At 63.5% G+C, this 23,824-nt stretch carries 21 protein-coding genes; 11 read left to right on the forward strand and 10 right to left on the reverse strand.

Annotation, left to right across the window (positions count from 1 at the left end; genetic code table 11):
* Positions 1 to 9: 9 nt before the first annotated feature.
* Together NKJ26_RS07380 and NKJ26_RS07385 are read left to right on the forward strand one after the other, a co-directional pair.
* A complete protein-coding gene (locus tag NKJ26_RS07380) occupies positions 10 to 693 on the forward strand; it encodes an HAD family hydrolase (protein WP_352602756.1) in 684 nt (227 codons plus the stop codon).
* Entirely contained in the window at positions 690 to 2,279 is a 1,590-nt protein-coding gene (locus NKJ26_RS07385) for an FGGY-family carbohydrate kinase (protein ID WP_352694760.1), read from the forward strand. Before NKJ26_RS07380 ends, NKJ26_RS07385 begins: the two co-directional genes overlap by 4 nt.
* Before the next feature lie 300 nt (positions 2,280 to 2,579).
* On the opposite strand, the gene NKJ26_RS07390 is transcribed toward NKJ26_RS07385, so the two are convergent.
* The 6 genes from NKJ26_RS07390 to NKJ26_RS07415 all read right to left on the reverse strand — a co-directional run bounded on the left by NKJ26_RS07390 (position 2,580) and on the right by NKJ26_RS07415 (position 9,014).
* Positions 2,580 to 3,668: an ABC transporter ATP-binding protein gene (locus NKJ26_RS07390; protein ID WP_352694761.1), complete on the reverse strand. Its 1,089-nt coding sequence runs from the start codon at positions 3,666 to 3,668 to the stop codon at positions 2,580 to 2,582.
* A gap of 5 nt (positions 3,669 to 3,673) precedes the next feature.
* Positions 3,674 to 4,720: an NAD(P)-dependent alcohol dehydrogenase gene (locus NKJ26_RS07395; protein ID WP_352602764.1), complete on the reverse strand. Its 1,047-nt coding sequence runs from the start codon at positions 4,718 to 4,720 to the stop codon at positions 3,674 to 3,676.
* A 15-nt stretch (positions 4,721 to 4,735) separates the two neighbouring features.
* Entirely contained in the window at positions 4,736 to 5,548 is an 813-nt protein-coding gene (locus NKJ26_RS07400; protein WP_352602766.1) for a carbohydrate ABC transporter permease, read from the reverse strand.
* A gap of 11 nt (positions 5,549 to 5,559) precedes the next feature.
* Positions 5,560 to 6,426, reverse strand: a complete 867-nt coding sequence (locus tag NKJ26_RS07405) for a carbohydrate ABC transporter permease (protein ID WP_352602768.1) — start codon at positions 6,424 to 6,426, stop codon at positions 5,560 to 5,562.
* Positions 6,427 to 6,581: 155 nt separating this feature from the next.
* Positions 6,582 to 7,853, reverse strand: a complete 1,272-nt coding sequence (locus NKJ26_RS07410) for an ABC transporter substrate-binding protein (protein WP_502903091.1) — start codon at positions 7,851 to 7,853, stop codon at positions 6,582 to 6,584.
* 243 nt (positions 7,854 to 8,096) lie between these two features.
* On the reverse strand, positions 8,097 to 9,014 hold the full coding sequence (locus NKJ26_RS07415) for an AraC family transcriptional regulator (RefSeq protein WP_352602770.1): 918 nt from the start codon (positions 9,012 to 9,014) through the stop codon (positions 8,097 to 8,099).
* 266 nt (positions 9,015 to 9,280) lie between these two features.
* On the opposite strand from NKJ26_RS07415, the gene NKJ26_RS07420 reads away from it, so the two are divergent.
* The 5 genes from NKJ26_RS07420 (at position 9,281) to NKJ26_RS07440 (ending at position 14,751) form a co-directional block, all read left to right on the forward strand.
* Positions 9,281 to 10,684, forward strand: coding sequence for an MATE family efflux transporter (locus tag NKJ26_RS07420; RefSeq protein WP_352694763.1), 1,404 nt, complete (start codon positions 9,281 to 9,283; stop codon positions 10,682 to 10,684).
* 208 nt (positions 10,685 to 10,892) lie between these two features.
* On the forward strand, positions 10,893 to 11,753 hold the full coding sequence (locus NKJ26_RS07425) for an FAD binding domain-containing protein (RefSeq protein WP_352694764.1): 861 nt from the start codon (positions 10,893 to 10,895) through the stop codon (positions 11,751 to 11,753).
* Positions 11,753 to 12,229: a (2Fe-2S)-binding protein gene (locus NKJ26_RS07430; RefSeq protein WP_352694765.1), complete on the forward strand. Its 477-nt coding sequence runs from the start codon at positions 11,753 to 11,755 to the stop codon at positions 12,227 to 12,229. Before NKJ26_RS07425 ends, NKJ26_RS07430 begins: the two co-directional genes overlap by 1 nt.
* Before the next feature lie 2 nt (positions 12,230 to 12,231).
* Positions 12,232 to 14,496, forward strand: a complete 2,265-nt coding sequence (locus NKJ26_RS07435) for a xanthine dehydrogenase family protein molybdopterin-binding subunit (RefSeq protein WP_352694766.1) — start codon at positions 12,232 to 12,234, stop codon at positions 14,494 to 14,496.
* Between the two features lie 9 nt (positions 14,497 to 14,505).
* Entirely contained in the window at positions 14,506 to 14,751 is a 246-nt protein-coding gene (locus tag NKJ26_RS07440) for a MoaD/ThiS family protein (protein WP_352602777.1), read from the forward strand.
* A gap of 71 nt (positions 14,752 to 14,822) precedes the next feature.
* On the opposite strand, the gene NKJ26_RS07445 is transcribed toward NKJ26_RS07440, so the two are convergent.
* The 4 genes from NKJ26_RS07445 to speB all read right to left on the reverse strand — a co-directional run bounded on the left by NKJ26_RS07445 (position 14,823) and on the right by speB (position 18,080).
* Entirely contained in the window at positions 14,823 to 15,470 is a 648-nt protein-coding gene (locus tag NKJ26_RS07445) for an amino acid ABC transporter permease (protein WP_352602778.1), read from the reverse strand.
* Positions 15,467 to 16,123, reverse strand: coding sequence for an amino acid ABC transporter permease (locus tag NKJ26_RS07450; RefSeq protein ID WP_352602779.1), 657 nt, complete (start codon positions 16,121 to 16,123; stop codon positions 15,467 to 15,469). Before NKJ26_RS07450 ends, NKJ26_RS07445 begins: the two co-directional genes overlap by 4 nt.
* A gap of 6 nt (positions 16,124 to 16,129) precedes the next feature.
* Positions 16,130 to 16,939 carry a transporter substrate-binding domain-containing protein gene (locus tag NKJ26_RS07455; RefSeq protein ID WP_352694767.1) on the reverse strand — a complete coding sequence of 270 codons (810 nt, stop codon included), beginning with the start codon at positions 16,937 to 16,939 and terminating at the stop codon, positions 16,130 to 16,132.
* Positions 16,940 to 17,021: 82 nt separating this feature from the next.
* Positions 17,022 to 18,080, reverse strand: a complete 1,059-nt coding sequence (gene speB / locus NKJ26_RS07460) for an agmatinase (protein ID WP_352602783.1) — start codon at positions 18,078 to 18,080, stop codon at positions 17,022 to 17,024.
* Between the two features lie 208 nt (positions 18,081 to 18,288).
* Between speB and gcvA the strand changes: the two genes are divergently transcribed.
* The 4 genes from gcvA (at position 18,289) to NKJ26_RS07480 (ending at position 23,653) form a co-directional block, all read left to right on the forward strand.
* A complete protein-coding gene (gene gcvA, locus NKJ26_RS07465) occupies positions 18,289 to 19,263 on the forward strand; it encodes a transcriptional regulator GcvA (protein WP_352694768.1) in 975 nt (324 codons plus the stop codon).
* Positions 19,264 to 19,412: 149 nt separating this feature from the next.
* Positions 19,413 to 20,717 (forward strand): nicotinate phosphoribosyltransferase, encoded by a 1,305-nt coding sequence (pncB, locus tag NKJ26_RS07470; RefSeq protein ID WP_027028286.1) that lies wholly within the window; start codon positions 19,413 to 19,415, stop codon positions 20,715 to 20,717.
* A gap of 79 nt (positions 20,718 to 20,796) precedes the next feature.
* Complete coding sequence (locus NKJ26_RS07475) at positions 20,797 to 22,185, forward strand: hypothetical protein (protein WP_352694769.1); 1,389 nt, start codon at positions 20,797 to 20,799, stop codon at positions 22,183 to 22,185.
* A 163-nt stretch (positions 22,186 to 22,348) separates the two neighbouring features.
* Entirely contained in the window at positions 22,349 to 23,653 is a 1,305-nt protein-coding gene (locus tag NKJ26_RS07480) for an ABC transporter substrate-binding protein (RefSeq protein WP_352602791.1), read from the forward strand.
* The last annotated feature ends 171 nt before the right edge of the window (positions 23,654 to 23,824 follow it).

The following is a 23,824-nucleotide window of genomic DNA, read 5'->3' on the forward strand; positions in this document are numbered from 1 at the left end:
TTCGATATTATGGCGCCTGACCTGGTCATCTTCGACTGTGACGGCGTGCTGGTCGACAGCGAGGCGCTGTCGGTCTCGGCGCTGCTGGGCATGATCGAACTCGCTGGCGGCAGCGTCGGCGAGGATGCCGCCTACGAACATTTCCTCGGCAAGAGCATGAAAAGCGTGCGCGAGATCCTCGCCCGCGACTTCGGCCTTGAGATCAGCGATCAGCATCTCACCGCGATGCGGGTCGATCTCATGCGAAAGTTCCGTGAGGAGCTGAAGCCGATACCCGGCGTCAAGCAGATGTTGCCGAAGCTCGGCCTGCCGTTCTGCGTTGCCTCCTCGGGCACGCTGGAACGCATCCGCTATGCGCTCGACGTCACCGGGCTGCTTGGGCTGATGGAGCCGCATCTGTTCAGCGCCGCCATGGTGCCGCGCGGCAAACCGGCGCCCGACCTTTTCCTCCATGCCGCCGCCGCCATGCGGGCGCATCCGCGCAAATGTCTCGTCATCGAGGACAGCCCCGCCGGCGTCGCCGCGGCGCGTGCGGCGGATATGCGCGTCTTTGCCTTCACCGGCGGCACGCATGCCGGCAATCCGGCATTGAAAGCGCGGCTTGCGTCGAGTGAACCGGACTTTATATTCGCTGACATGCTGCAATTGCCCGATCTGATTGCAGGCCTGGGAGCGAGAGCAAGAACATCTTGACGAAACAGCAGTTCGTTTGCGCGGTCGATGTCGGCACCGGGAGCGCCCGCGCGGGCATTCTCGACACCAAAGGCAGCTTGCTCGGCCGCGCCGAGCATCCGATCGCGATGCATCAGCCGAAGGCCGATCATGCCGAGCATGATTCGCGCGACATCTGGTCCGCCGTCTGCATTGCCGTGCGCGCCGCGCGCGAAAAGGCCGGTGTCGCCGCCGAAGATGTCGTCGGCATCTCCTTCGATGCCACCTGCTCGCTGGTGGTGCGTGACCGGCAAGGCGGCCAGCTCAGCGTTTCGGTGACCGGCGAAAAGCGCTGGGACACCATCGTCTGGCTCGACCATCGCGCCATCGCCGAGGCCGACGAATGCACGGCGAGCGGCCACGCCGTGCTCGATTATATCGGCGGCGTGATGTCGCCGGAGATGGCGACGCCGAAGCTGATGTGGCTGAAGCGCAACCTCCCGGAGACGTGGGCTCAGGCCGGCACTCTATTCGACCTCACCGATTTCCTCACCTGGCAAGCGACCGGCTCGCTGGCCCGTTCGCAATGCACGCTGACCGCCAAATGGACCTATCTGGCGCATGAGAAGGCCGCATGGCGGCGTGATTTTTTCGACGTCGTCGGCCTCGGCGATCTCTTCGAACATGGCAATCTGCCTGAAAGGGCCAGTCCGGTCGGCAGCGATATCGGCCAGTTGACGGCCCAAGCAGCAGTCGAGCTTGGCCTGACGGAGAAATGCCGGGTCGGCGCCGGCGTCATCGACGCCTATGCCGGGGCTCTCGGCGTGCTGGGCGGCTTTGCCGGCGACGAGCAGAATATCGGCCGTCATCTGGCGCTGATCGCCGGCACGTCGAGCTGCGTCATGGCGATGTCGCCCGACCCGCAGCCTTTTGCCGGGGTCTGGGGACCATATTACGGCGCGGCATTGCCGAAGCTGTGGCTGTCGGAAGGCGGCCAGTCGGCCACCGGCGCCTTGCTCGACCACATTATCCGCTGGCACGGCGCCGGCGGCGAGCCGGATGCCGCCATGCATGCCAAGATCGCCAGGCGCGTCACCGAACTGCGCGCCACAGAGGGCGAGAACCTTGCCGCAAGGCTGCACGTGCTGCCGGATTTTCACGGCAACCGCTCGCCGCTCGCCGATCCGCATGCCGTCGGCGTGGTCAGCGGGCTGACGCTGGATTCCTCCTTCGACAGCCTGTGCAAGCTCTACTGGCGCACCGCCGTCGGCATCGCGCTCGGCGTGCGCCACGTGCTGGAGGCGCTGAACGAGAACGGCTACCTGATCGACACGCTGCACGTCACCGGCGGCCACACCAAGAACCCACTCCTGATGGAACTCTATGCCGATGCCACCGGCTGCACGGTGATCGAGCCGCTGGCCGACGAAGCGGTGCTGCTCGGCACCGGCATGGTCGCCGCCACGGCGGCCGGGCTCTTCCCCGATCTCAACGCCGCCTGTCTCGCCATGCAGCAAGGCGGCAGGACGCGCGCGTCGAACCCGGCATCAGCCGGACGCTTCGACCGCGATTATCGCGTGTTTCTGGAGATGCACAGGCAGCGGCAGGCGCTCGACGCAATCCGGTAAATGATAGTTTGCAACTGGGCGGAGGCCGCCAATCGTCAGCGCCGCCGCCGCCCCTCATTGCCCTGCCGGGCATTTCTCCCCGTATAATGACGGGGAGAAAGTAGCTGGCCGCAACGTCGCTGCTCTCTTTGCGACGTTGGTGATTGGCGAAATCATTCATGACAGCGCCCCTCGCCCCGTCACTATACGGGGAGAGGATGCCGGTCCACCCTCCGCAGCTGCAGCGCAGCTGCTGCGGAGGACGGGCAGGCAGGTGAGGGGCAGCGCAAACATCTGAGGAGGAGTGACGAGGGCGAATTCCTATTGTCTCAGCAAAGACACTCCGGACTTGGCGTCGAACAGATGCAGGCTTTCTTCCTCGAATGTATAACGAACATCGCTGCGAACGACGGGGCACGCGCGACTGGGGACCAGCGCGCTGATTTCCTTGCCGCCCAGCCCGAAAGTCACCAGCGCATCGTTGCCATGGAACTCGATGAGATCGGCCGTGCCTTCGAGAACGTTCGGGCCGGCATCGCGGCTCGCGGTCTTCAGGTCCGGAGGTCTGATACCAAGCACAGCGCCCTCGCCATGCTGAAGCTTGAAGCGTGAGCCGTCGATGGTGAAGATGGTTCCGCCACTGGTCAGCATCCAGCCGTCTCCTTTTCGGGCTACCGTGACGTCGATGAAATTCATGTTCGGCGTCCCAATGAACCCGGCGACGAACAGATTGCCTGGCCGCTCGTAGATTTCCGCCGGCGAGCCGATCTGCTCGATCCTGCCGTCCCGCAGCAGCACGATGCGGTCGGCGAGCGTCATCGCCTCCAGCTGGTCGTGGGTGACGTAGACGGTGGTCGTGTTCAGCGACTGGTGCAGCCTCGCGATCTCGACGCGCATGTGGTTGCGCAGCTTGGCGTCGAGATTGGACAAGGGTTCGTCGAACAGGAAGACCTTCGGCGTCTTGATCATGGCACGCGCGATCGCCACGCGCTGCTGCTGGCCGCCGGACAGTTCGGCCGGCTTGCGGCCGAGATAGGGATCGAGCCCCAGCGTCTTCGACACCGCCTCGACGCGCTGCTGTATCTCGGCCTTGGCCACTTTCTGGCGCTTCAGGCCGAATGCGATGTTGTCGAAGATCGTCATGTGCGGGTAGAGCGCATAGTTCTGGAACACCATGGCAATGCCGCGGTCGCCCGGGTCGAGATCGTTGACCACTTTGCCGCCGATCGACACCTCGCCGCCGCTGATGTCCTCAAGTCCGGCCAGCATGCGCAGCAAAGTGGACTTGCCGCAGCCCGACGGGCCGAGAAAAACGACGAACTCGTGATCCTCGATGGCAAGGTTCAAGTCGCGGATGACGGTCGTGGCGCCATAGGATTTATCGACATGGGAACAGACGATCGCGGACATGGTCGTCAGGCCTTCTCGCTCGAAATCAGGATCTGCAATTTGACGTCCTCCGGGTTGCCCGCGGCCGCCCGCTCGAACGCCTCGATGCTGTCGTCGAAGGCATAGGTGCCGGTGATCAGCGGGTTGAGGTCGACCTTGCCGGAGGCTATGAGCTGCAAGGCACGGTCGAAGATATTGGCATAGCGGAACACGGTTTCGATGCGCACTTCCTTCGATATGGCCGCCGGCACGTTGAGCGCCACCGGCTCTACCGGCAACCCGACGAGGACCACCGCGCCGCCGGGGCGCACGACATCGAACAGATTAGCGAACGCCTTCGGGCTGCCGCTGGCCTCGAACACGATGTCCGCCCCCCAATTGTCGGTCGCCGCTGCAACCGCCTCGGTCAGCGACCGCTCGCCGATATTGACCGGGACGATGCCCGGATACCGGCCCGCGATCTTGAGCTTGGGGGCGGAGAAGTCGGAAATCAGCACCTTCGAGCAACCGCCGGCAAGGGCGGCCAGCGCGATCATGATGCCGATCGGGCCGCAGCCAACGACTACCGCCACGTCGCCCGGCACGATGCGCGCGCGTGCCGCCGCCTGCATGCCGATCGCGAACGGTTCGACCATCGCGCCTTCGGCGAAGGAGACATTGTCGGGCAGCTTGTAGGTGAACGCGGCCGGATGCACGGCTTGCGGCGCCAGAATCCCATGCACCGGCGGCGTCGCCCAGAAGGTGACGTCCGGGTCGACATTGTATATGCCGAGTTTTGTTGCCCGCGACGACAGGTTCGGCACGCCCGGCTCCATGCAGACGCGATCGCCGACCTTCAGCGTCCTGACATTGGCGCCGATTTCGATGATCGTTCCGGACGCTTCGTGGCCGAGCACCATCGGTGCGCGCACTACGTAACTGCCGATGGCGCCATGGGTGTAATAATGCACGTCGCTGCCGCAGACGCCGACCGTATGGATGGCGATCCTGACGTCGTCCGGGCCGACATCGAGCGGCAACGCGATCTCGCGCAGGGCCAGCTCGCCCTTTTTCTCAAGCACTAGTGCCCGCATCGTGTCGTCCTCGCTTCAAGTCTTTTTTTGCCGAAAAACGGAATTCAGGAAGCCGCTGAGCACGCCGAGAAACAAAAGCGGCGGCAGCGATAGAAGCACGACCGAGGCGTTCAGGATGCCCCACGGCACGTTCATGCCTTGCTGGGACAATTCCGAGGCGACGATCGGCAAGGTCTTGGCGTTGGAACTCGACAGCATCAGCGCGATCAGGAACTCGTTCCAGACCAGAACGAAGCTGAACGCCACCGCGCCGATCAGCGAACGCGCCGCGACCGGCAGCGCGATCCGCCAGAACACCGAATAGGCGCCGTAGCCGTCGACGAAGGCGGCCTCCTCGACTTCCTTCGGCACGGCCTGGAAGGCGGGAATGGCGAGCCACATGATCACCGAGATGGTGAGCAACGAATAGGTGACGATCAGCGCGGCGAGCGTGTCGTAGAGCCCGAGTTGCAGCCAGATCACCATCAGCGGGATGGCGACCGCCACCGGCGGCAGGAAGCGAAGCGACAAAACGAAGAACTGGATGTCGCCGGCCCAGCGGTTCGGGTAGCGCGCCACCGCATAGGCGGCCGGCAGGCCGAGCACCACACCGATCAGCACCGCGACGCCACAGGCTACGACCGAATTGTAGAGGCCGGTCATGACGCTGTCGCGGCCGATGATATAGTTGATGTTGGCAAGTGTCGGCGTGAACACCAGGCGCGGAACGCGGGTGATGATGTCGACGTTGTTCTTCAGCGAATTCAGCGCCGTCCACAGCAGCGGAAACACCGCCACGAAACCGGCGAATGCCAGCACTGTCTTGCCGATCAGGCGGCCCGGTCTCATACGATATGGTCTCATGCCTGCACCCGCTTCCACAGCATGGTGAAGGTGATGACGGTGGCGATCATCATCAGCACGGCCATGGCCGAGGCGTAGGACACCTTGCCAGACTCGATGAAGCCTTGCGAAAACGCGTACATATCGAGCGTCTCGGTCGCCACGCCAGGCCCGCCGCGGGTCATCACGTAGATCAGGTCGAAGGAGCGCAGCGATTCGATCATCTTGACGAACATCAGGCTGATCAGCGGCGCCTTCAGCATCGGCAAGGTCACATAGGCGTGGATCTGCCAGCGCCTGGCATGATCGAGCCGAGCCGCCTCGATCGGCTGCGGCGGCAGCGTTTCCAGCAGCTTCAACACGATGACGGCGAAGAACAGGCCCCATTGCCAGACATCGACCGACGCGACCGCGAACAACGCCGTCGACGGCTTGGACAGCGGGTCGAAGATCAGGCCGCCGGTCAACAGCCGGTAGGGGTAGGTGGCGATGCCATAGAGCGGATGGTAGGCGAACTTCCAGACGAAGGCCGCCGAGACACGCGGCAGCAGCACCGGGATGATGAACAGCAGGCAGTAGAAATTGCGCAGGCGCGGCGACGCGACCTCGAACATCAGCACGCCCAGCCCGATCGCCACGGCCATGGTCGCGACGACGGTGACGATCTCCCATTTCACCGACACCCAGACGGCATTCAGAAAGCGCCGGTCGAAGAACAGGTCGTAGAAATTCGAGAACCAGACATAGGAATAGTTTGCCGAGCTGAGCTCCCGGTTCTGGAGGGCGATGACGATCGCGTAGAGCGTCGGCACCATCGACAGGACAAGCAGGATGGCGAGCGTCGGCACGACAAAGGTGATTGGCAAGGAGGAACGTCGAGGCATCTGTCTATCCTGGCTTGCGTCTCGAGCAATTGAACATGGCTGGACTTTTTTCGCGCGAAGTCTTGCTCGAGCGGCCATGTTGGAAGGGCCTGCGACGCACAGGTCCCGGCATTCCACCGAATGCCGTGGACCGTGCGCCGCAGGGGGAGGATGGCTTATTTCTTCACCAGATCGTTGGCATAGGCTTCAAGCTCGTTGAGGCCGCCCTTGACGTCGGTGCGGGTACCGGTGACCAGTTCTTCGAGGATGATGCCCCAGCGGTCGCCGAGATCCGGCCAGCGCGGGTCTTGCCAGAAGTTGACCGCCGTGACCTTGCCTGTCTCTGCCAGCGCCTGGCCGAGATCGGCGCCGTAGATATCGGCGAATTCCTTGCTGGACAGGATGCTGGTGCGGTTCAGCTCACCGAACTGATGGGCGTCGAGCCGCCGCTTCTCGTTTTCCTTCGATGTCGCCCAGGCGACGAACAGGCCGGCGCATTTCTTCGACGCATCGTCGGCATTGGCTTTTGCCGCGATGGCGAGACCATGGCCGTAACCGCCGCCGGTGAGCGGCGCCGGCGGTGGCAGGAAGCCGATCTTGCCGACCACTTGCGAGGTCTTCGGATCGACCGACATACCCGACAGCGGCGTCGATTCGACGAGGATCGCCACCTGGCCCGACAGGAACGCGCCGGTCGATTCATCCCAGCTGCCGGTCTGCGTGCCAGGTGCCGAATCCTTGAACAGCTTCAGATAGGTTTCGGTCGCCTTGACGGCGGCGTCCGAATTGAAGGCGGGCTTGTCGCCGTCGAACCATTGCCCGCCATAGGCCTTGAAGAAGGGCATCCAGCGCCAGACATTGGCGCCTGAGCCACGGGCGCCGCGCAGCGCAATGCCGTACATGCCCTTGTCCGGATCGGTCAGCTTCGGCACGTCGGCGATCAGCTCGTCCAGCGTCTTCGGCGGCTGGATGCCCGCGGCCTCCAGGACATCCTTGCGGTAGACCATCAAATCGCCGCCGCCGGTCAGCGGCGCGAACCAGACCTTGCCGTCATAGGTGGCGACCTTTTGGCGGCCCGGATCGAAGTCGGCATAGTCGTAGTCCGCCGGATAGTAGTCGGTCAGCGGCACGATCCATTTCGACGACGCGAACAACGCGACGTTGGCTTCGTCGACATAGTAGACATTGTAGTTGCCGACGGTGGATGCATCGGCGCGCGATTTCGCCCGGCGGTCGTTCTCGTTCAGATAGTCGATCTGGAAGCTCGCCCCGGCGAGCTTCTGGAACTCGTCCTTGGAGTCCTCCAGAAGCGTCAGGCCGTCACGCGGCTGCGCCAGCACCTTGACCGGCGCGGAACAGACCGGCGCCTGCGCCGACGCAATGGTGGAAACGGCAGTGGAAAGCATAAAAGCTGCGCCAAGGCTGGCAGCGAGCCGAATTGGTTTCATGGTCTTTTCTCCTCCAGGAACACTTCGCAGGAAGCAGACGTCCTCGGGCTACGCGATCCTCACCATCGCCCGATTGACATGCCACCCATCGTCAAGATGCGGAGTTGCGGCGGGCCAAGCTAGGGGCCTCGTTGCAGCAGACCTGTACTTTTATGCATTGTGCGGCGCAAAAACCGGCATCCACTTGCGGAGCTTGTCACACGAGTATCGATCGAATTCCAGGACGTGATTTTTAGGATGCGCTTATGCTCGCAATGTCAGCCGTTGCCGAGACAGCCGGCGATAGGACGACGGGGTCATCCGATGCTTGCGCATGAAGGCGCGATTGAAGTTCGAGATGTTCATATAGCCGACCTGAAAACAGATGTCGGTGATCGGAATATCAGTATCCGCCAAGAGCTTGCATGCCTGCCAGAGCCTGAGCTTGGCGAGGTGGTCGCTGAAGCTGTTGCCGGTATTCTTCTGGAAGAAACGCGAGAATGTGCTCTCGGTCATTCCCGCCAGTTCCGCCACTTCCGGAAGCTTCAGATCCTCGGCGAAATGCTGGAACAGGTAGGTCAGCGTGCGTTGGACGATGTCCAGGGAGGCTGCGTCGAGGACCGGCGAGAAATCCGGCGAAGACAACAATTCGTATTCGTCGGTCCTGGCGAGAATATCCACGAGGCGCAGGAAAAGACAGAACCTGGTTAGCCCGCTAACCTCGCCCATCCGCTCCATCAGCTCGGCGCCTTCCAGCGCGGTGTGGCCATGGAAAACCATGCCGCGCAGAGATCGTTCCAGGAATGGTTCCAGCTCGCGCAATTCGGGCAGCAGGCCTGCCGACCCACGCAACCTCTCGGCGTCGAATTGCAGAACGATGTCACGGCCTTCGATCAGCTCGCCCGGCTGCACCGCCGTCACCCAGTCATGCGGCAGCCCGCCACCGACGATCGTCAGATAGCCCGGGCCGAACTCGCCGATGTGATCGCCGACCAAAACCACGCCCGAGGATTTTCGCAGCAGGTGGATTTCGTACTCCGGATGGAAATTCCAGACGTTGCGCTCCCACGGATAGTCGTCGAGCCGCCACAGAAAACTGTCGCTCGCCTCGGTGACGATATGTTCGAAGGCCGGCGCCGTCCGAAGTGTGGCGACCGGGTTCCTTCTGCGCTTGAACTGCATCCTGCCTCCTGCAAACCGGAATCTATGGTGGCACGTCTCCATGCAATCCGTAGCAGTCCACCGTCTTCAAGTGAAATGACCTCCTGTTGCGAGCCTTCCGCACTGGGCGTCCCCGCTGGCTCAATCTGTTCCCGTCCTCCTCCCTTGCCTTCATGTCGCGTTTCGTCCAAAAGCTGACGCAAACGCTGCGGAACCGAAGGTTCTGCCGTTTGCAATGCGGCTTCCGGCTCTGTGCCGACGTGCCGCAAATCGGAAAGAGCGGAATAATGTCTGCGATCGAAGCCGGCGCTCGCGCGCCGGAAAATCTTTGGCGTCAGGAAATCCGGGCGACGCTGGCGCTCGCCTGGCCCATGGTGCTGACCAATCTCGGCCAGACCGCGATGACGGCGACCGACGTCATGATGATGGGTCGGCTGGGGCCGGATACGCTGGCCAGCGGCGCGCTTGGCGCCAATCTCTATTTCATGCCGCTGATCTTCGGCCTCGGCCTGATGCTGGCGACGTCGCCGATGATGGCGACCGAGCTTGGCCGCCGCCGCTATTCGGTGCGCGACCTGCGTCGCACCGTGCGCCAGGGCCTGTGGCTGGCGATCCTCATCTCAATCCCGATCTGGGTGTTCCTCTGGCATGGCGAGAGCCTGCTGCTGGCCATGGGCCAGGAACCCGTGCTGGCGCACCAGGCCGGCATCTATCTGCGCTGGCTCGAATGGGCGGTGCTGCCGTTCTACGGCTACATCGTGCTGCGTTCGTTCATCTCGGCGCTGGAGCGGCCGGGCTGGGCGCTGGTCATCGTCTTCGTCGCCGTCGCCTGCAATGCCTTCTTCAACTGGCTGTTCATGTTCGGCAATCTCGGCGTGCCTTCGATGGGCATCGCCGGCTCGGGCCTTGCCACGTCACTGTCGAGCACGCTGATGTTCGCCGGCATGGCCGTTGTGGTGATGCTGGAAAAGAAATTCCGGCGCTATCGTCTCTTCGGGCGCTTCTGGCGGTCCGATTGGCCGCGCTTCAAGGGGCTGTTGCGGCTTGGCCTGCCGATCGCCGGCATCCTTGCCTTCGAAGTGACGATCTTCAACGCGGCGGCGCTGCTGATGGGCCTGATCGACGCGGATTCGCTGGCCGCGCATGCGATCGCCATCCAGATCGCCTCGATCAGCTTCATGGTGCCGCTCGGCCTCAACCAGGCGGTGACGGTACGCGTCGGCCTTGCGCATGGCGCCGGCAATCCGGAAGGTGTTTCCCGCGCCGGCTGGACGGCCTTTGTCATCGGGGTCTCGTTCATGGCACTGATGGGGCTGGTGATGATCCTGTGGCCGCACCCATTGATCAGCGCCTTCATCGATCTCGCCAACCCGGCCAATGCAAGGGTGATCGCGCTTGCCGTTTCGTTCCTGGCCTTCGCCGCGCTGTTCCAGGTTTTCGACGGCGCGCAAGCGGTTGCCGCCGGCATGCTGCGCGGCCTGCACGACACCAAGGTGCCGATGATCTACGCCGCGATCGGCTATTGGGGCGTCGGCCTGCCGCTCGGTGTGCTGCTCGCCTTCCATTTCGGCTTCAATGGCGTCGGCATCTGGATCGGCCTGTCGACCGGGCTCGCCGTGGTGGCGGCCTTGTTGCTGGCGCGCTGGCTACGCCGGGACCGCCTGGCGCCGCCGCTCGCCTTCGGGCATTGAACGAACGGCACCGGTTGTCCGCCGGCCGTCAAGTCCTGGCGTCGTGGCTAGCGGCGCTGGCAGGGTGTGCCTCACGGGGCGCCAATTCAGTTCGGTTGGAACTGGATTTACGGCGCCTGGCCTAATCGCCAGGACTGAGGAAGAGGATGGCCATTATGAGGAGACCCTTTATAACGGCCGATGAGATTGCGATACTCAAGGGGAGACGATGCGCTACATACGTCCGCTTTCAATCGAAGATGCCGCTGGCCTGCTGGCCGGCTCCACCGGCACGGCCGCCATACTCGCCGGAGGCAGCGACCTGCTGGTGAGGATGAAAGGCGGCTTTATCGAACCCGACCTGATCGTTGACATCAAGGGCATCGACGGGCTCGGCGAGATCAAGGAAACCGCGGAAGGCTTCAGCATAGGTGCTGCCGTCCCCTGCGCCGTGCTGGGAGAAAGCGATGCCCTGAAGAAGGCATGGCCAGGCGTTGTCGAAGCGGCCAAGCTGATCGGCTCGAAGCAGGTGCAGGGGCGCTGCACCATATCAGGCAATCTCTGCAACGCCTCGCCGGCGGCCGACAGCGTGCCGGCGCTGGTGGCTGCCGGTGCCAGGGCATTGGTTGTCGGGCCGGGAGGCAGGCGCACCATTGCGGTGGAGAGCGTGCCGATCGGGCCGGGCAAAACGTCGCTGGCCAAAGGCGAGATCATCGAGGCGATCCTGCTCGACAGGCGCCCGGCGCGTTCGGGCGATGCCTATTTGCGTTTCATTCCACGCACGGAGATGGATATCGCGGTGGTCAGCGCCGGGGTGAATTTGACACTCGATGAGCAAGGGGTCGTCAAAGCGGCCCGCGTGGCGCTGGGCGCCGTGGCGGCGACGGTGCTTCTGGTCGAAGAGGCCGCCGAGGTCCTCATCGGCTCCAAGCTGGACGAAGCCACGCTTGAGCGGCTCGCCAAGGTCTGCTCGGGAGCTTGCCGTCCGATCGACGACAAGCGAGGCACCGTCGAATTCAGAAGGAAGGTTGCGGGCGTGCTGGCCAAGCGGGCCGCCACGACCGCCTATGCACGTGCAGGAGGCAAATGATGGCCGGTATAGCAGTCTCAACGACAATCAACGGCGACAGCGTCGAATATCTTTGCCAGCCGGACGAGACGCTGCTCGACGTCCTGCGCGATCGCCTGGGGCTGACGGGCGCCAAGGAAGGCTGCGGCACCGGCGATTGTGGCGCCTGCAGCATCATCCTCGACAACCGGCTGGTGTGCTCGTGCCTGGTGCTCGGCGCGGAGGCTGAGGGCCGGCGCGTCGAGACCATCGAGGGCATGGCCCAAGGCGACAGGCTGCATCCATTGCAGCAGAAGTTCCTCGAACACGCAGCACTTCAATGCGGCATCTGCACGCCTGGTTTCCTGATCGCGGCGAAGGACCTGCTGGCCAAGAACCCTGACCCGACCGAGGAGGAAATCCGCTTCGGCCTCGCCGGCAATCTCTGCCGCTGCACCGGCTATGACAAGATCGTGCGTGCCGTCCAGGATGCCGCCAGCGTGATGAAGGGAGCATGACGATGAATTTCGATCCGCGTTACTCCACTCGCAATTTCACATCGGTCGGCACCCGGCCCATCCGCCCTGACGGCGTCGACAAGGTGACGGGCCGCGCGCGCTACGGCGCGGACTTCAACATGGCCGGCCAGCTGGTCGGACGCATCCTGCGCAGCCCCCACGCACACGCAAAGATCCAGAAGATCGACATCTCGAAGGCTGAGAAGCTTCCGGGCGTGAAGGCGGTGATCACCGCAGCCGACCTGCCCGACCTCACCGATGGCGATTCCGCCATGTACGACATCCTCGACAACTGCATGGCGCGCAAGAAGGCGCTCTACGACGGCCACGCGGTGGCCGCGGTCGCCGCCGTCGACGCCCGCACGGCCAGGCAGGCGCTGAAGCTCATCGAGGTCGAATACGAGGTCCTGCCGCATGTCACGGATGTCGACGAGGCGGCGAAGCACTCGGCACCCCTGATCAACGACACGATCTTCACCGAGGGCCTCGAGGAAAAGCCGGTAAAGCCGTCCAACGTCACCAAACGTAGCCAGTTTGGCCACGGCGATACCCATCAGGGTTTCGGGCACGCCGATTTTATCGTCGAGCGCTCGTTCAAGACCGAGCAGACGCATCAGGGCTATATCGAACCGCACGCCTGCGTGGCGAGCGTCTCGTCCGACGGCACCGCCGACCTCTGGGTCTGCACGCAGGGCCATTTCGTCTATCGCCAGCATTGCGCCCAGCTGCTCGGCATGGAAGCCTCGAAGCTGCGCGTCACCTCGTCGGAGATCGGCGGCGGTTTTGGCGGCAAGACCCATGTCTGGGCCGAGCCGGTGGCGCTGGCGCTGTCGCGCAAGGCGGGGCGCCCGGTCAAGCTGGTGATGACCCGCGACGAGGTGTTCCGCGCCTCGGGCCCGACCAGCGCCACCTCGATCGACGTGAAGATCGGCGCTCGCAAGGACGGCACCATCACCGCCGCCGAAGCGACGCTGCGCTACAGTTGCGGACCGTATGCCGGCTCCTGGGCCGAGATCGGCGCCATGACGGCGTTTGCCTGCTATAAGCTCGATAACGTCAAGACGGTGGGCTACGAAGTGCTGGTCAACCGGCCGAAGACGGCGGCCTATCGCGCGCCCTCCGCACCGATGGCGGCGTTCGCGGTGGAAAGCGCCGTCGACGAGCTGGCCAAGGAGATCGGCATCGATCCGGTCGAGTTCCGCATCAGGAACGCCGCCCAGGAAGGCACCAGGTCTTCCTACGGCCCGGTCTACGGCCCGATCGGCATCGGCCCGACGCTCGAGGCTGCGAAGGACCATCCGCACATGAAGGCTCCGCTCGGCAAGAACCAGGGCCGCGGCATGGCTTGCGGCTTCTGGTTCAACTTCGGCGGCCAGACCTGCACCGACCTCAATATCGGCATGGACGGCTCGGTCTCGCTTGCCGTCGGCACGGTGGACGTCGGTGGTTCGCGCGCGTCGCTGTCGCTGGTGGCGGCGGAGGAGCTCGGCATCGACTACGCTCAGGTCAAGGCTGTAGTCGCCGACACGTCCAGCCTCGGCTACAACGACATGACGGATGGAAGCCGGGGCACCTTCTCCTCCTCGATGGCGACGATCTCGGCCGCCCGCAATGCCATCAAGATCCTGCGCGAACGCGCAGCGCAGATGTGGGACATTGCCGTCGACGACGTGGTCTGGGAGAAGGGCCATGCAATTGCCAAAGGCGAGAAGCACGGCAATCTCGGAAAACTGTCGCTGAAGGAGATCGCGGCCGATTCGGGCAAGACCGGCGGACCGATCGCAGGCCACAGCGAGCTCGTCGCCGATGGGGCAGGCGTCTCCTTCGCCACTCATATCTGCGATATCGAGGTCGATCCCGAGACCGGCGCCACGCGGGTCATCCGCTACACGGTGGTGCAGGATGCTGGCAAGGCGGTGCACCCGACCTATGTCGAGGGCCAGTACCAGGGCGGTGCCGCGCAAGGCATCGGCTGGGCACTCAACGAGGAGTATATTTACGGCCAGGACGGGCGGCTGCAAAACCCCGGCTTCCTGGACTATCGCATCCCGGTCTGCTCGGACCTGCCAATGATCGACACGCAGATCCTAGAGATTCCCAACCCCAACCATCCCTATGGTGTGCGCGGCGTCGGCGAGACGTCGATCGTGCCGCCGCTGGCGGCGATCGCCAATGCGGTGTCGAACGCCGCCGGCGTGCGCATGACGCACATTCCGATGTCGCCGCCACGGATTCTCGCGGCGATCGAGGCGGAACGGGGAGGCTAGAGCTGGCGGATGGTCGAAGTCACGCTCTGGGGCGCGCTCGGCCAACTCGCCGGCGGCAAGAGCAAGGTCGAGGTCGAAGCCAAGGACATAAGGGAGCTGTTCAGAAAACTGGCTGAACAGTATCCCGGCCTTGAGCCGCTGATCGACCGCGGCATCGCCGTCGCCATCGACGGGACGATCTATCGCGATACGTGGTCGAAGGAACTGCCGCAGGGGGCGGAGATCTTCCTGCTGCCGCGTCTTGCCGGGGGATGACCTGGACGACCGCCTGATGACCATCGACGACCACGGCCGGCGGTTCACCGCTTCACGGATGCGCTCGTGGCTCAGCGCGCCGGCGCCCGCTTTTCGAGCCGGCGAGCATATTGCGTCAGCGGAAAGCACATGACGAAGAAGATCAGCGCCACCAGCCCATAGACTTTGAACGGCTCGAATGTCGCATTGTTGATGGCGTTGGAGGTCCGTACCAGCTCCTCGAAGCCGATGATCGAGGTCAGCGCCGTCGACTTGATGAGCTGCACCAGGAACCCGACAATCGGGGCGCGGGTGATAGAGAATGCCTGCGGCAGGATGATCAGCCTGAGCTCCTGCAGGCGGTGCAGGCCAAGGCTGGCACCGGCGTCCCATTGGCCTGATGGCAGCGCGTCGACGCCGGAGCGCCAGATTTCAGCGAGATAGGCGCTGGCAAAGAAGGTGAGGCCGAGCACAGCGGCCGTCCACGGCTCGATGCGCAGGCCGAGCATCGGCAGCCCGAAGAACATCAGGAAAAGCTGCATCAAGAGAGGCGTTCCCTGGAACAGGGCGATGTAGCCGGAGGCAAGGCGCCGGCTCCATCTGTTTTTGGCGATCCTGAAGAACAGGACGATCATGCCCACGACCGCACCACCGGCGAATGCGGCCAGCGACAAAAGCACGGTCCAGCGGGCGGCAAGCAGCAGGTTGCGAACGATGTCCCAGAAGGTGAATTCGATCATGACACGCCAGCCCCCAAGGCGCGGCGTCCGCCTGTAACCAGCAGACGGCGCAAGGCCATCGACAGGACGAGATAGACCAGCGTCACGACAAGATAAGTCTCGAAGGAGCGGAAGGTGCGCGCCTGCAGCATGTCGGCCTCATAGGTCAGTTCGCGCACGGCGATCTGCGAGACGACGGCGGACTCCAGCATCATGATGACGATCTGGCTGGTGAGCGCCGGATAGATCACCTTGAGCGCCTGCGGCAACACTATCTTGACGAACACCTGGCGTGGCCGCAGCCCGAGCGCCAAGGCGGCTTCCGTCTGCCCGCCAGGCACGGCGTCAAGTCCGGCCCCCACGATCTCGATCGTGTAGGCCGCCATGTTGAGCGTCATCGCCAGCATGGCGGCCAGCATCGGGTCGAGCCGTATGCCGAGGCTCGGCAGCCCGAAGAAGATGAAGAACAGCTGCACCAGGAAGGGTGTGTTGCGGACGATCTCGACATACCAGGCGATGGCCCGGCGCAGCAGCACCGGGCCGTTTCGCCGTCCCGCGGCACCCAGGATGCTGAGGAAGGTTCCGGCAAGCGTGGTCACGGCGATCAGCAGGATCGTCGTGGCCGCCCCGCGCGCGATATCTCCCGCAGCACCGGGAAGCCAGGCAAAGGCCACGGAAACTCAGTCCTTGAGGTTGTCGGGATTGAGCGGCGTCTTCAGCCAGGCTTTCGAGCTTTCGTCCAGCTTGCCGTCGGCCAGCATCTTGGCGATGGCGTCGTTGACCGCCTTCTTTAGAGTATCCTCGTTCTTGTTGAGACCGATATGCGAGGGCGAGGTCAGAAGCTGGAACTTCTGCTCCGGCTTCAGCGCTTCCTGGCGTGCCAGCACCTGCGCGCCGACATCGTTGCCGACTACCATCAGCTGGGTCTGGCCGGAAATGAAAGCCTGGATCACCGAATTGTAGTTGTCGAAACGCTTGATGTCGGCCGACGCGGGCGCGGCCTCGGTCAACGAGGTGTCCTCGAGCGTGCCGCGATTGACGGCGATAGACTTGTCGGCGAGGTCTTCCTTGCCTTTGACCGCCATCGCCGCAGGGCCGATCACCGCGATGTAATAGGGCGCGTACGCGGCGGCGAAGTCGATGACCTGCTCACGTTCCTTCGAATAGCCGACGCTCATCAGCAGGTCGACGCGATGGTCGTTGAGATAGGGAATGCGATTCTGGCCGGTGACGGCAATGAGGTTGAGCTTCACCTTGAGCGTGTCGGCAATGTATTGCGCGACGTCCATGTCGTAGCCCTTGAGGCTCATGTCGGCGCTGGCCGAGGAGAAGGGCGGAAAGTCGGCGAAGACGCCGACATTGATGGTGCCGGCCTTGGTGATGTCCGCCAGCGCGTCGGCATTGGCGGCCTGTGTCGCGAGGCCGAGACCAACGGTGCCGAGCATCAGAGCAGCGGCGATGGATGATCTGAGTGTCGTATGGATTGTCATTGCTATTCCCCTGTCTGGAAGCTTTTGATTGTTTGAGGCGGCCGCCGGCTCCAGCGCGGCGGCCGCCTTGGTTTTCCGGATTTCAGGCTCGCTTGGCGATGGCCGGGCTGAACACCATGAGGCTGAGTATCTCGAACAGCACCTGGGCACCGGCATGCGCCGTGTTGGTGGTGGCGTCATATTGCGGCGCCACCTCGACGACGTCGCCGCCGACGATGTTGAGGCCTTTGAGACCGCGCAGCAGCTCGAGCACTTCGCGCGTCGTCAGTCCGCCGACTTCCGGCGTGCCGGTGCCGGGCGCGAAGGCCGGATCGACGCTGTCTATATCGAAGGAGACATAGGTCGGCCCGTCGCCAACGATCTTGCGCGCCTTCTCGATGATGGCGGGGATGCCGAGACCGGTTACCTCCTCGGCGTGGATCACGGTCATGCCGGATTCATAGGTGAACTCCCACAGATACTCGGCCGAGCCGCGGATGCCGATCTGGATGGTGCGCGTCGGATCGAGCACGCCGTCGAGCACCGCATTGCGGAACGGGCCACCATGGTGGAACTTGGTCATGTCGAACAGGCCGCTGGTGTCGCAATGGGCGTCGATGTGGATCAGGCCGACAGGAGCCTTCTTGCCAACGGCCTTCAGGATTGGATGGCTGATCGAATGATCGCCGCCAACCGACAGTGGAATGACGCCGGCATCGACGATCTGGTTGGTGCGCAGCTCGATATCTTCATGGCTGATCTCCAGCCGGTAACGGCTGCGGAACGGTGTGTCGCCGATATCGGCGACCCGGAGTTCATGCGTGGGGGCGCATTCCAGCACGTGATTGTAAGGGCCGATCCGCTCGATGGCGCGCAGTGCCCTCGGCCCGAAACGCGAGCCCGGCCGGTTGGTGACGCCGAGATCCATCGGCACGCCGATCATCGCCACCTGCAGGTCGCCGAAATCCGGGTTCTCGGCTGTGATTTCACGATAGGGCGCGGCAAGGAAGGTCGGGATGCCGGAATAGGGCGCCAGCCGCGTGCCGCTCTTGGAAAAGATCTTGTCCGCGACCTTGCGGAATTTCGGGTCGAACATCTCGCCGCCATGGCTCTCGCCATATTTGCGACGCAACGCATCGAGCTTGCCGCGATCGTAACCCATCCCATTTCTCCCGGGCTGATGCAGTGCAATTCCAGCGACATCTGCCGAACCGGCCTTCATCCGGCCGGTTCGCTGCCCCGCTGGCTACCTGCTGATTTCACGTCTTGATGCTGGTCCGGGCCAAAGTGTCCGGCAGCCGCATTGAAAAATCAAATGATATTGTTAGGGTATTCGCTGTGAGAAAACCTCACAATTAACCCGGATGCCGATGGCCAACCGCCTGCCGCCCCTGAACCCGTTGCGCGCCTTCGAGGCAACGGCACGCCATGGCTCGTTGACCAAGGCCGCGAGTGAGCTGAATGTCACCCATGGCGCCATCAGCCACCAGATCAAGGCGCTCGAGCAATCGCTAGGCGTCAAGCTGTTCGAGCGTGTCGGCCAGCGGATCAAGCTGACGCCGCATGGCGCCGAACTTGTGCCGGCGGTATCGGCCGCATTCGAAGGCATCGCCGCCGCCACCCAGCGGCTGACACGGCCGGCGAGCAGCGGCGCGCTGTCGGTCTCCTGCGTGCCGGCATTGCTGTTGTTGTGGATGACGCCTCGGCTGGGCAGCTTCACCGCGCAATATCCCGATATCCAGCTGACACTTGTCCCGTCCAACGATGCCAGGGATATTCGCGCGGCGCACATCGATGTCTGCGTGCACTATGGCGACGGCAGCTGGACCGATTGCTGGATGCGCAAATGGTCGGGCCTCGAACTGTTTCCCGTGGTCAGCCCGACCCTGATCAACAACCGGCCGATCCGCGGCGTCAGGGATCTGGCCGACCATGTCTTCCTGCACGGCGACGACGGCCGAGAGTGGCACACCTGGCTGGCCGCCGCGGACGCCCTGGATCTCGAGCGCGGCCGCCGCCATCATCTCGGCGACGCGCGAATGGCGGCCGAGGCCGCGGTTCATGGCCATGGCGTGGCGCTCGGCGATTCGGTGACGGCAAGCGCGCTGCTGGCCCGGGGCATGCTGGTCGCGCCGTTCAGCCTGTCGGTGCCGGCGGTCGACGATTTCTACATCGTCTGCCGCAATGAAATGCGTGCGACGCCTATCGTGCAAGTGTTCATCGACTGGCTGTTTGCCGAGAAGGCGCAGGATGACGGCCGCGCCGATGCTCCAGTGGCGGGCCGCCTCGTCAGCCGCCGTAAGCGCCCGGCACTCAGGGTCATCGGCGGCAAACCTGGGAGTTGATAGCGGCGTGTCGCCGTTGATTGCCAGCAGGGATGCGCAGGGTTTTCTTTTTGTCGGGCCAGCCTGAAACCGGGCAGCGTTTTGGTCAATTCGATGCTATGAGGCCTGTCGCGGTTGTGGATAGCAGGCAGCGAAGGCAGTGTTGAAACATGGCTAAGACCGATATTGCGCGGCGTGTCTACAACCACACCTGGAAGCTCGACCCGATCGTGCGCAGCCTGCTCGACACGGATTTCTACAAACTGCTGATGCTGCAGATGATCTGGGGCATGTACCCCAAGGTCGAGACCACCTTCTCGCTGATCAACCGCACCACATCCGTGCGGCTGGCCGACGATATCGACGAAGGCGAACTCCGCGAGCAGCTCGACCATGCCCGTACCTTGCGCTTCTCCAAGAAGGAGATGATCTGGCTCGGCGGCAACAATTTCTATGGCCGCAAGCAGATTTTCGAGCCGGAATTCCTCGCCTGGCTGGAAGGCTTCCGCTTGCCTGACTATGAACTCTCCAAGCGCGATGGCCAATACGAGCTCTCCTTCAGCGGCCCGTGGATGTACGCCACACTCTGGGAGATCCCGGCGCTCGCCATCATCAACGAACTCCGGTCACGCGCGGCCATGCGGGCCTTCGGGCCCTTCGCACTCGATGTGCTCTATGCCCGCGCCAAGTCCAAGATGTGGGCCAAGACCGAACGGCTGAAAGCATTGCCCGGCATCCGCATTTCGGACTTCGGCACGCGCCGACGCCATTCCTTCCTATGGCAGCGCTGGTGCGTCGAGGCGCTCAAGGAAGGCATTGGCGAGGCTTTCACCGGCACCTCCAACGTGCTTCTGGCCATGGACAACGATCTCGAAGCGCTGGGCACCAACGCGCATGAACTGCCGATGGTGTTTGGGGCGCTGGCCAATTCGGAAAAGGAATTGAAGCAGGCTCCCTACAAGGTACTGCAGGACTGGCAGCGCTACTATGGCGGCAATTTGCTGATCGTGCTGCCCGACGCTTTCGGCACCGCCTCGTTCCTACGCGACGCGCCGGACTGGGTGGCCGACTGGACCGGCTTCCGCCCCGACAGCGCGCCGCCGATCGAGGGCGGCGAGAAGATCCTGTCCTGGTGGCGCGAGAAGGGCAAGGACCCCAAGCAGAAGCTGCTGATCTTCTCCGACGGGCTCGAGGTCGAGACCATCGAGGAAACCTACCGCCACTTCAAGGGCAAGGTGCGCATGTCCTTCGGCTGGGGCACGAACCTGACCAATGATTTCGAGGGCTGCGCGCCTACGGCAACCGACAGCCTCGACGCCATATCGCTGGTCTGCAAGGTCACCGAGGCCAACGGCCGGCCAGCGGTCAAGCTCTCCGACAATCCGGCCAAGGCGACCGGCGATCTCAAGGAGATCGAGCGGTATCTGCGCATTTTTGGGGAAAAGGATCGCGTGGAGCAACTGGTCAAGGTGTGAGTGGTGGGCAGGGCCAGCCAAGATGGCAATCTTGGATAGCATGAGTTCCTTGGCGCCCGCCGTAGAGCGTCAGCGTCTGATGCTGGTTCTCGTAGCAGTCCTCGCCCTCCTCCCCACCCCGTCCTTCGCCCATGCCTCCGCCCGTGGCCATGTCCTGCTTCTGCCGACCGGCTATTATCTGATCGGAGGCGCTTTTGCCGTGGCAATCAGTTTTCTGGTGCTGGCGCTGTTGCCGGCGGAAAGGCTTCAGCGTTTCTGGCGCCGCCGCCTGCCGCTGCTCACCCTCGGCGACAGCGCCCGTCCCGTCATCAGCCTGATCTCCTTTGCCGGCTTTGCAATTCTACTCGCCGCCGGCGTTTTCGGCAGCCGCGACCCGCTGTCCAACCCGCTGCCGCTGATGATCTGGACCTTGCTGTGGGCCGGCATCACGCCGCTGCAAGGCGTGTTCGGCGATCTCTGGTCTTGGCTCAACCCGTGGTATGGGCCATGGCAGGTCATCTCATGCCTGTTTAGCAGAGGCGACGAGGGTGCATGGCGCTTTCCCCGCTGGCTTGGCTGCTGGCCGGTAGTGATATTGTTTTTCGCCTTTGCCTGGTTCGAACTCATCGATCCGGCGCCCGACGATCCGGCGCGGCTGGCCTGGGCCGCCGGTCTCTACTGGCTGTTCTCTTTCCTCGCCATGCTGGTGTTCGGACATCGGCAATGGAGTCGCAGCGGCGAGTTCCTGACGATCTTCTTCTCGATGGTGGTGCGTTTCGCAATCGTCGAGCGTAACAAAACCGGCCGGCTTGGCCTGTGCTGGCCGGGCGCCAAGCTTTCAGCCGCCGAGCCGTTGCCACCCAGCGGCATCGCGTTCTTGCTGCTGGCCCTGTCGTCAGTGTCCTTCGACGGCCTGTCGAAAACCTTCTTCTGGCTCGGCCTGTTCGGCATCAATCCGCTCGAATTCCCCGGCCGCACAGCGGTGATCGGCAGCGGCAGCTTGGGACTGGTCCTGGCTTTCGTACTGCTGGCAGCGGTGTTCCTTTTCGCCGTCTGGCTCGGCCAGCGGCTTGCCGGCAGCGATCGATCATTCGGCCAAGCCGCGGGGCTGCTGGTCTGGTCGATCGTGCCGATCGCGCTTGCCTATCATGTGGCCCACTATCTGACGGCATTGCTGGTCGACGGCCAATATGCGCTTGCCTCCCTGTCCGACCCGTTCGCGCTAGGCTGGAACCTGTTTGGCACCGCCGACATGCAGATCGAAGCCGGTATCGCTGCCGGCGCGGACTCAGCCTGGTGGCTGTGGAATGTCCAGGCCGGGGCCATCGTTCTTGGACACGTGCTGGCCGTCCTCGTCGCCCACGGCTTTGCCTGGCGGATGCACCCGCAGCCCGCCCGCGCCATGCTCAGCCAGTTCCCGCTTACCTTGCTTATGATCGCCTACACCGTCTTCGGTCTCTGGCTGCTTGCAACCCCGACGGTCGGCTGAGCCGGTTGCGCTGGAAAATAAATCGGGATTCCCCTAGGGAACCGGCATTGCCGTGTCCGGACTTTGGTGATTTAGTTTGTACACATGCAATTTTGCCCATCTGCAAAGATGGGCATGCTACGTTCCAGCCATTGGTCAAAACTCAAAAGACAGGGGAACTGCCGTGACTGACAAGAATGGGTTTTTCGATCTCTCCAAGACCGGTTTCACCCGCCGCACCGCGCTGAAAGGACTGGCTGCCGGCGCTGGCCTTGCCGTGGCGCCAGGCTTCGTCCGCTATTCCCAGGCGCAGAGCTCGGCGCCGATCAAGATCGGCTTCCAGTCGCACCGCACCGGCATCGGCGCCGCCTATGGCCGCTGGTACGAGAAGACTACCGCCGCGGCGGTCAAGGCGATCAACGCCGCCGGCGGCATCAATGGCCGCCAGGTCGAGGTTATCATCGAGGATGACGGCACCGATCCGGGCCGCGGCGCCGAGGTTGTCGGCAAGTTCGCCACTCAGCACAAGACCGACATCGTCTTCGGCACGCTGTTTTCGCACGTCGTTATCGGCTCGGCACCCGCCGCCGGCGAAGCCAAGATGCCCTACTTCGTCGTCAGCGAGGGCCATCACGTCGCCTCGACCAAGCTCAACCGCTACGTCTTCCAGCCCGGCATTACCGATGTGAAGAGCCAGATCCAATCGATGGCGCCTTGGATCGCGGCCAATGCCGGCAAGAAGGTGACGCAGATCTTCCCCGATTTCGCCTTCGGCTACGACCACCGCGATTACCTGCCGCCGGCACTGAAGGCGCAGGGCGCCGACGTCATCGCCCAGATCGCCATCCCGCCGACGGAATCGTCCTTCACCAAATATTTTCCGCAGATCCCGGCCGAGACCGAGGTGATCTACCACGTCATGGTCGGTCCGGCCGTGCTCACCTTCGTCAAGGAGCTCGGCGAGTTCTACGGCTCCAACCGGCCGCAGCTGTTCGGCTTCATCGATTCGCTGGAGGCCGTCGACATCAACAGCCCCGGGCTGGAATTCCTCGACGGCAGCCATTTCTGGGAAGGCTCTCCGCGCTATGCGCAGCCCGATGATTCCGAGGCGCAGAAAGCCTATCGCGCCGCCGTCGGCATCGACGACAATGGTGCGGCCGTCGGCGATCCCAAGGACGTCTCCACCGCCGCCCACATGTTCGGGTGCTGGGAGACGCTCTATGTCGTCAAGAAAGCGATGGAGGATGCCGGCTACAAGGGCCCGGAAGACCGCGCCAAGCTGGTCGAGGCGACCGAGGCGCTGACCGCCTTCGCCGAAGGCCCCGAGCACCCGCAGGGCGCAAAAACCTTCAACGGCAAGATCCACCAGTGTTTCGGCATCCAGAACATCTCCAAGGTCGAAGGCGGCAAGCTCAAGGTCGTGCACAAGACCAAGATCGAGGACGGGCTTTACGAGGCCGAGGGGGATTATACGAAGCAGGCGCTCTAGGCCTAGCTCCTCCAGCAAACGTGAGCGCCAAGCCACCCCCCTCTGTCCTGCCGGACATCTCCCCCTCAAGGGGGGAGATTGGCTGTCCCCGCCGCTTTCGCCAAATGCCTAAGCCGGTAAATGGCCGCCATCGCAGAAACTGCCAATCTTCCCCCTTGAGGGGGAGATGGC

It is taken from the genome of Mesorhizobium sp. M0152 (assembly GCF_040322415.1).
Classification (GTDB): Bacteria; Pseudomonadota; Alphaproteobacteria; order Rhizobiales; family Rhizobiaceae; genus Mesorhizobium.

What these genes read in the sequence shown, in the direction of transcription:
- NKJ26_RS07430 (WP_352694765.1), top strand. Translation starts at nt 11,753, where the DNA reads ATGGCCGGTATAGCAGTCTCAACGACAATCAACGGCGACAGCGTCGAA.
- NKJ26_RS07395 (WP_352602764.1), bottom strand. Translation starts at nt 4,720, where the DNA reads ATGCGGGCACTAGTGCTTGAGAAAAAGGGCGAGCTGGCCCTGCGCGAG.
- NKJ26_RS07425 (WP_352694764.1), top strand. Translation starts at nt 10,893, where the DNA reads ATGCGCTACATACGTCCGCTTTCAATCGAAGATGCCGCTGGCCTGCTG.
- NKJ26_RS07475 (WP_352694769.1), top strand. Translation starts at nt 20,797, where the DNA reads ATGCTGGTTCTCGTAGCAGTCCTCGCCCTCCTCCCCACCCCGTCCTTC.
- NKJ26_RS07400 (WP_352602766.1), bottom strand. Translation starts at nt 5,548, where the DNA reads ATGAGACCGGGCCGCCTGATCGGCAAGACAGTGCTGGCATTCGCCGGT.
- NKJ26_RS07410 (WP_502903091.1), bottom strand. Translation starts at nt 7,853, where the DNA reads ATGAAACCAATTCGGCTCGCTGCCAGCCTTGGCGCAGCTTTTATGCTT.
- NKJ26_RS07455 (WP_352694767.1), bottom strand. Translation starts at nt 16,939, where the DNA reads ATGACAATCCATACGACACTCAGATCATCCATCGCCGCTGCTCTGATG.
- NKJ26_RS07405 (WP_352602768.1), bottom strand. Translation starts at nt 6,426, where the DNA reads ATGCCTCGACGTTCCTCCTTGCCAATCACCTTTGTCGTGCCGACGCTC.
- NKJ26_RS07380 (WP_352602756.1), top strand. Translation starts at nt 10, where the DNA reads ATGGCGCCTGACCTGGTCATCTTCGACTGTGACGGCGTGCTGGTCGAC.
- gcvA (WP_352694768.1), top strand. Translation starts at nt 18,289, where the DNA reads ATGGCCAACCGCCTGCCGCCCCTGAACCCGTTGCGCGCCTTCGAGGCA.
- NKJ26_RS07420 (WP_352694763.1), top strand. Translation starts at nt 9,281, where the DNA reads ATGTCTGCGATCGAAGCCGGCGCTCGCGCGCCGGAAAATCTTTGGCGT.
- NKJ26_RS07415 (WP_352602770.1), bottom strand. Translation starts at nt 9,014, where the DNA reads ATGCAGTTCAAGCGCAGAAGGAACCCGGTCGCCACACTTCGGACGGCG.
- NKJ26_RS07440 (WP_352602777.1), top strand. Translation starts at nt 14,506, where the DNA reads ATGGTCGAAGTCACGCTCTGGGGCGCGCTCGGCCAACTCGCCGGCGGC.
- pncB (WP_027028286.1), top strand. Translation starts at nt 19,413, where the DNA reads ATGGCTAAGACCGATATTGCGCGGCGTGTCTACAACCACACCTGGAAG.
- NKJ26_RS07435 (WP_352694766.1), top strand. Translation starts at nt 12,232, where the DNA reads ATGAATTTCGATCCGCGTTACTCCACTCGCAATTTCACATCGGTCGGC.
- speB (WP_352602783.1), bottom strand. Translation starts at nt 18,080, where the DNA reads ATGGGTTACGATCGCGGCAAGCTCGATGCGTTGCGTCGCAAATATGGC.
- NKJ26_RS07390 (WP_352694761.1), bottom strand. Translation starts at nt 3,668, where the DNA reads ATGTCCGCGATCGTCTGTTCCCATGTCGATAAATCCTATGGCGCCACG.
- NKJ26_RS07445 (WP_352602778.1), bottom strand. Translation starts at nt 15,470, where the DNA reads ATGATCGAATTCACCTTCTGGGACATCGTTCGCAACCTGCTGCTTGCC.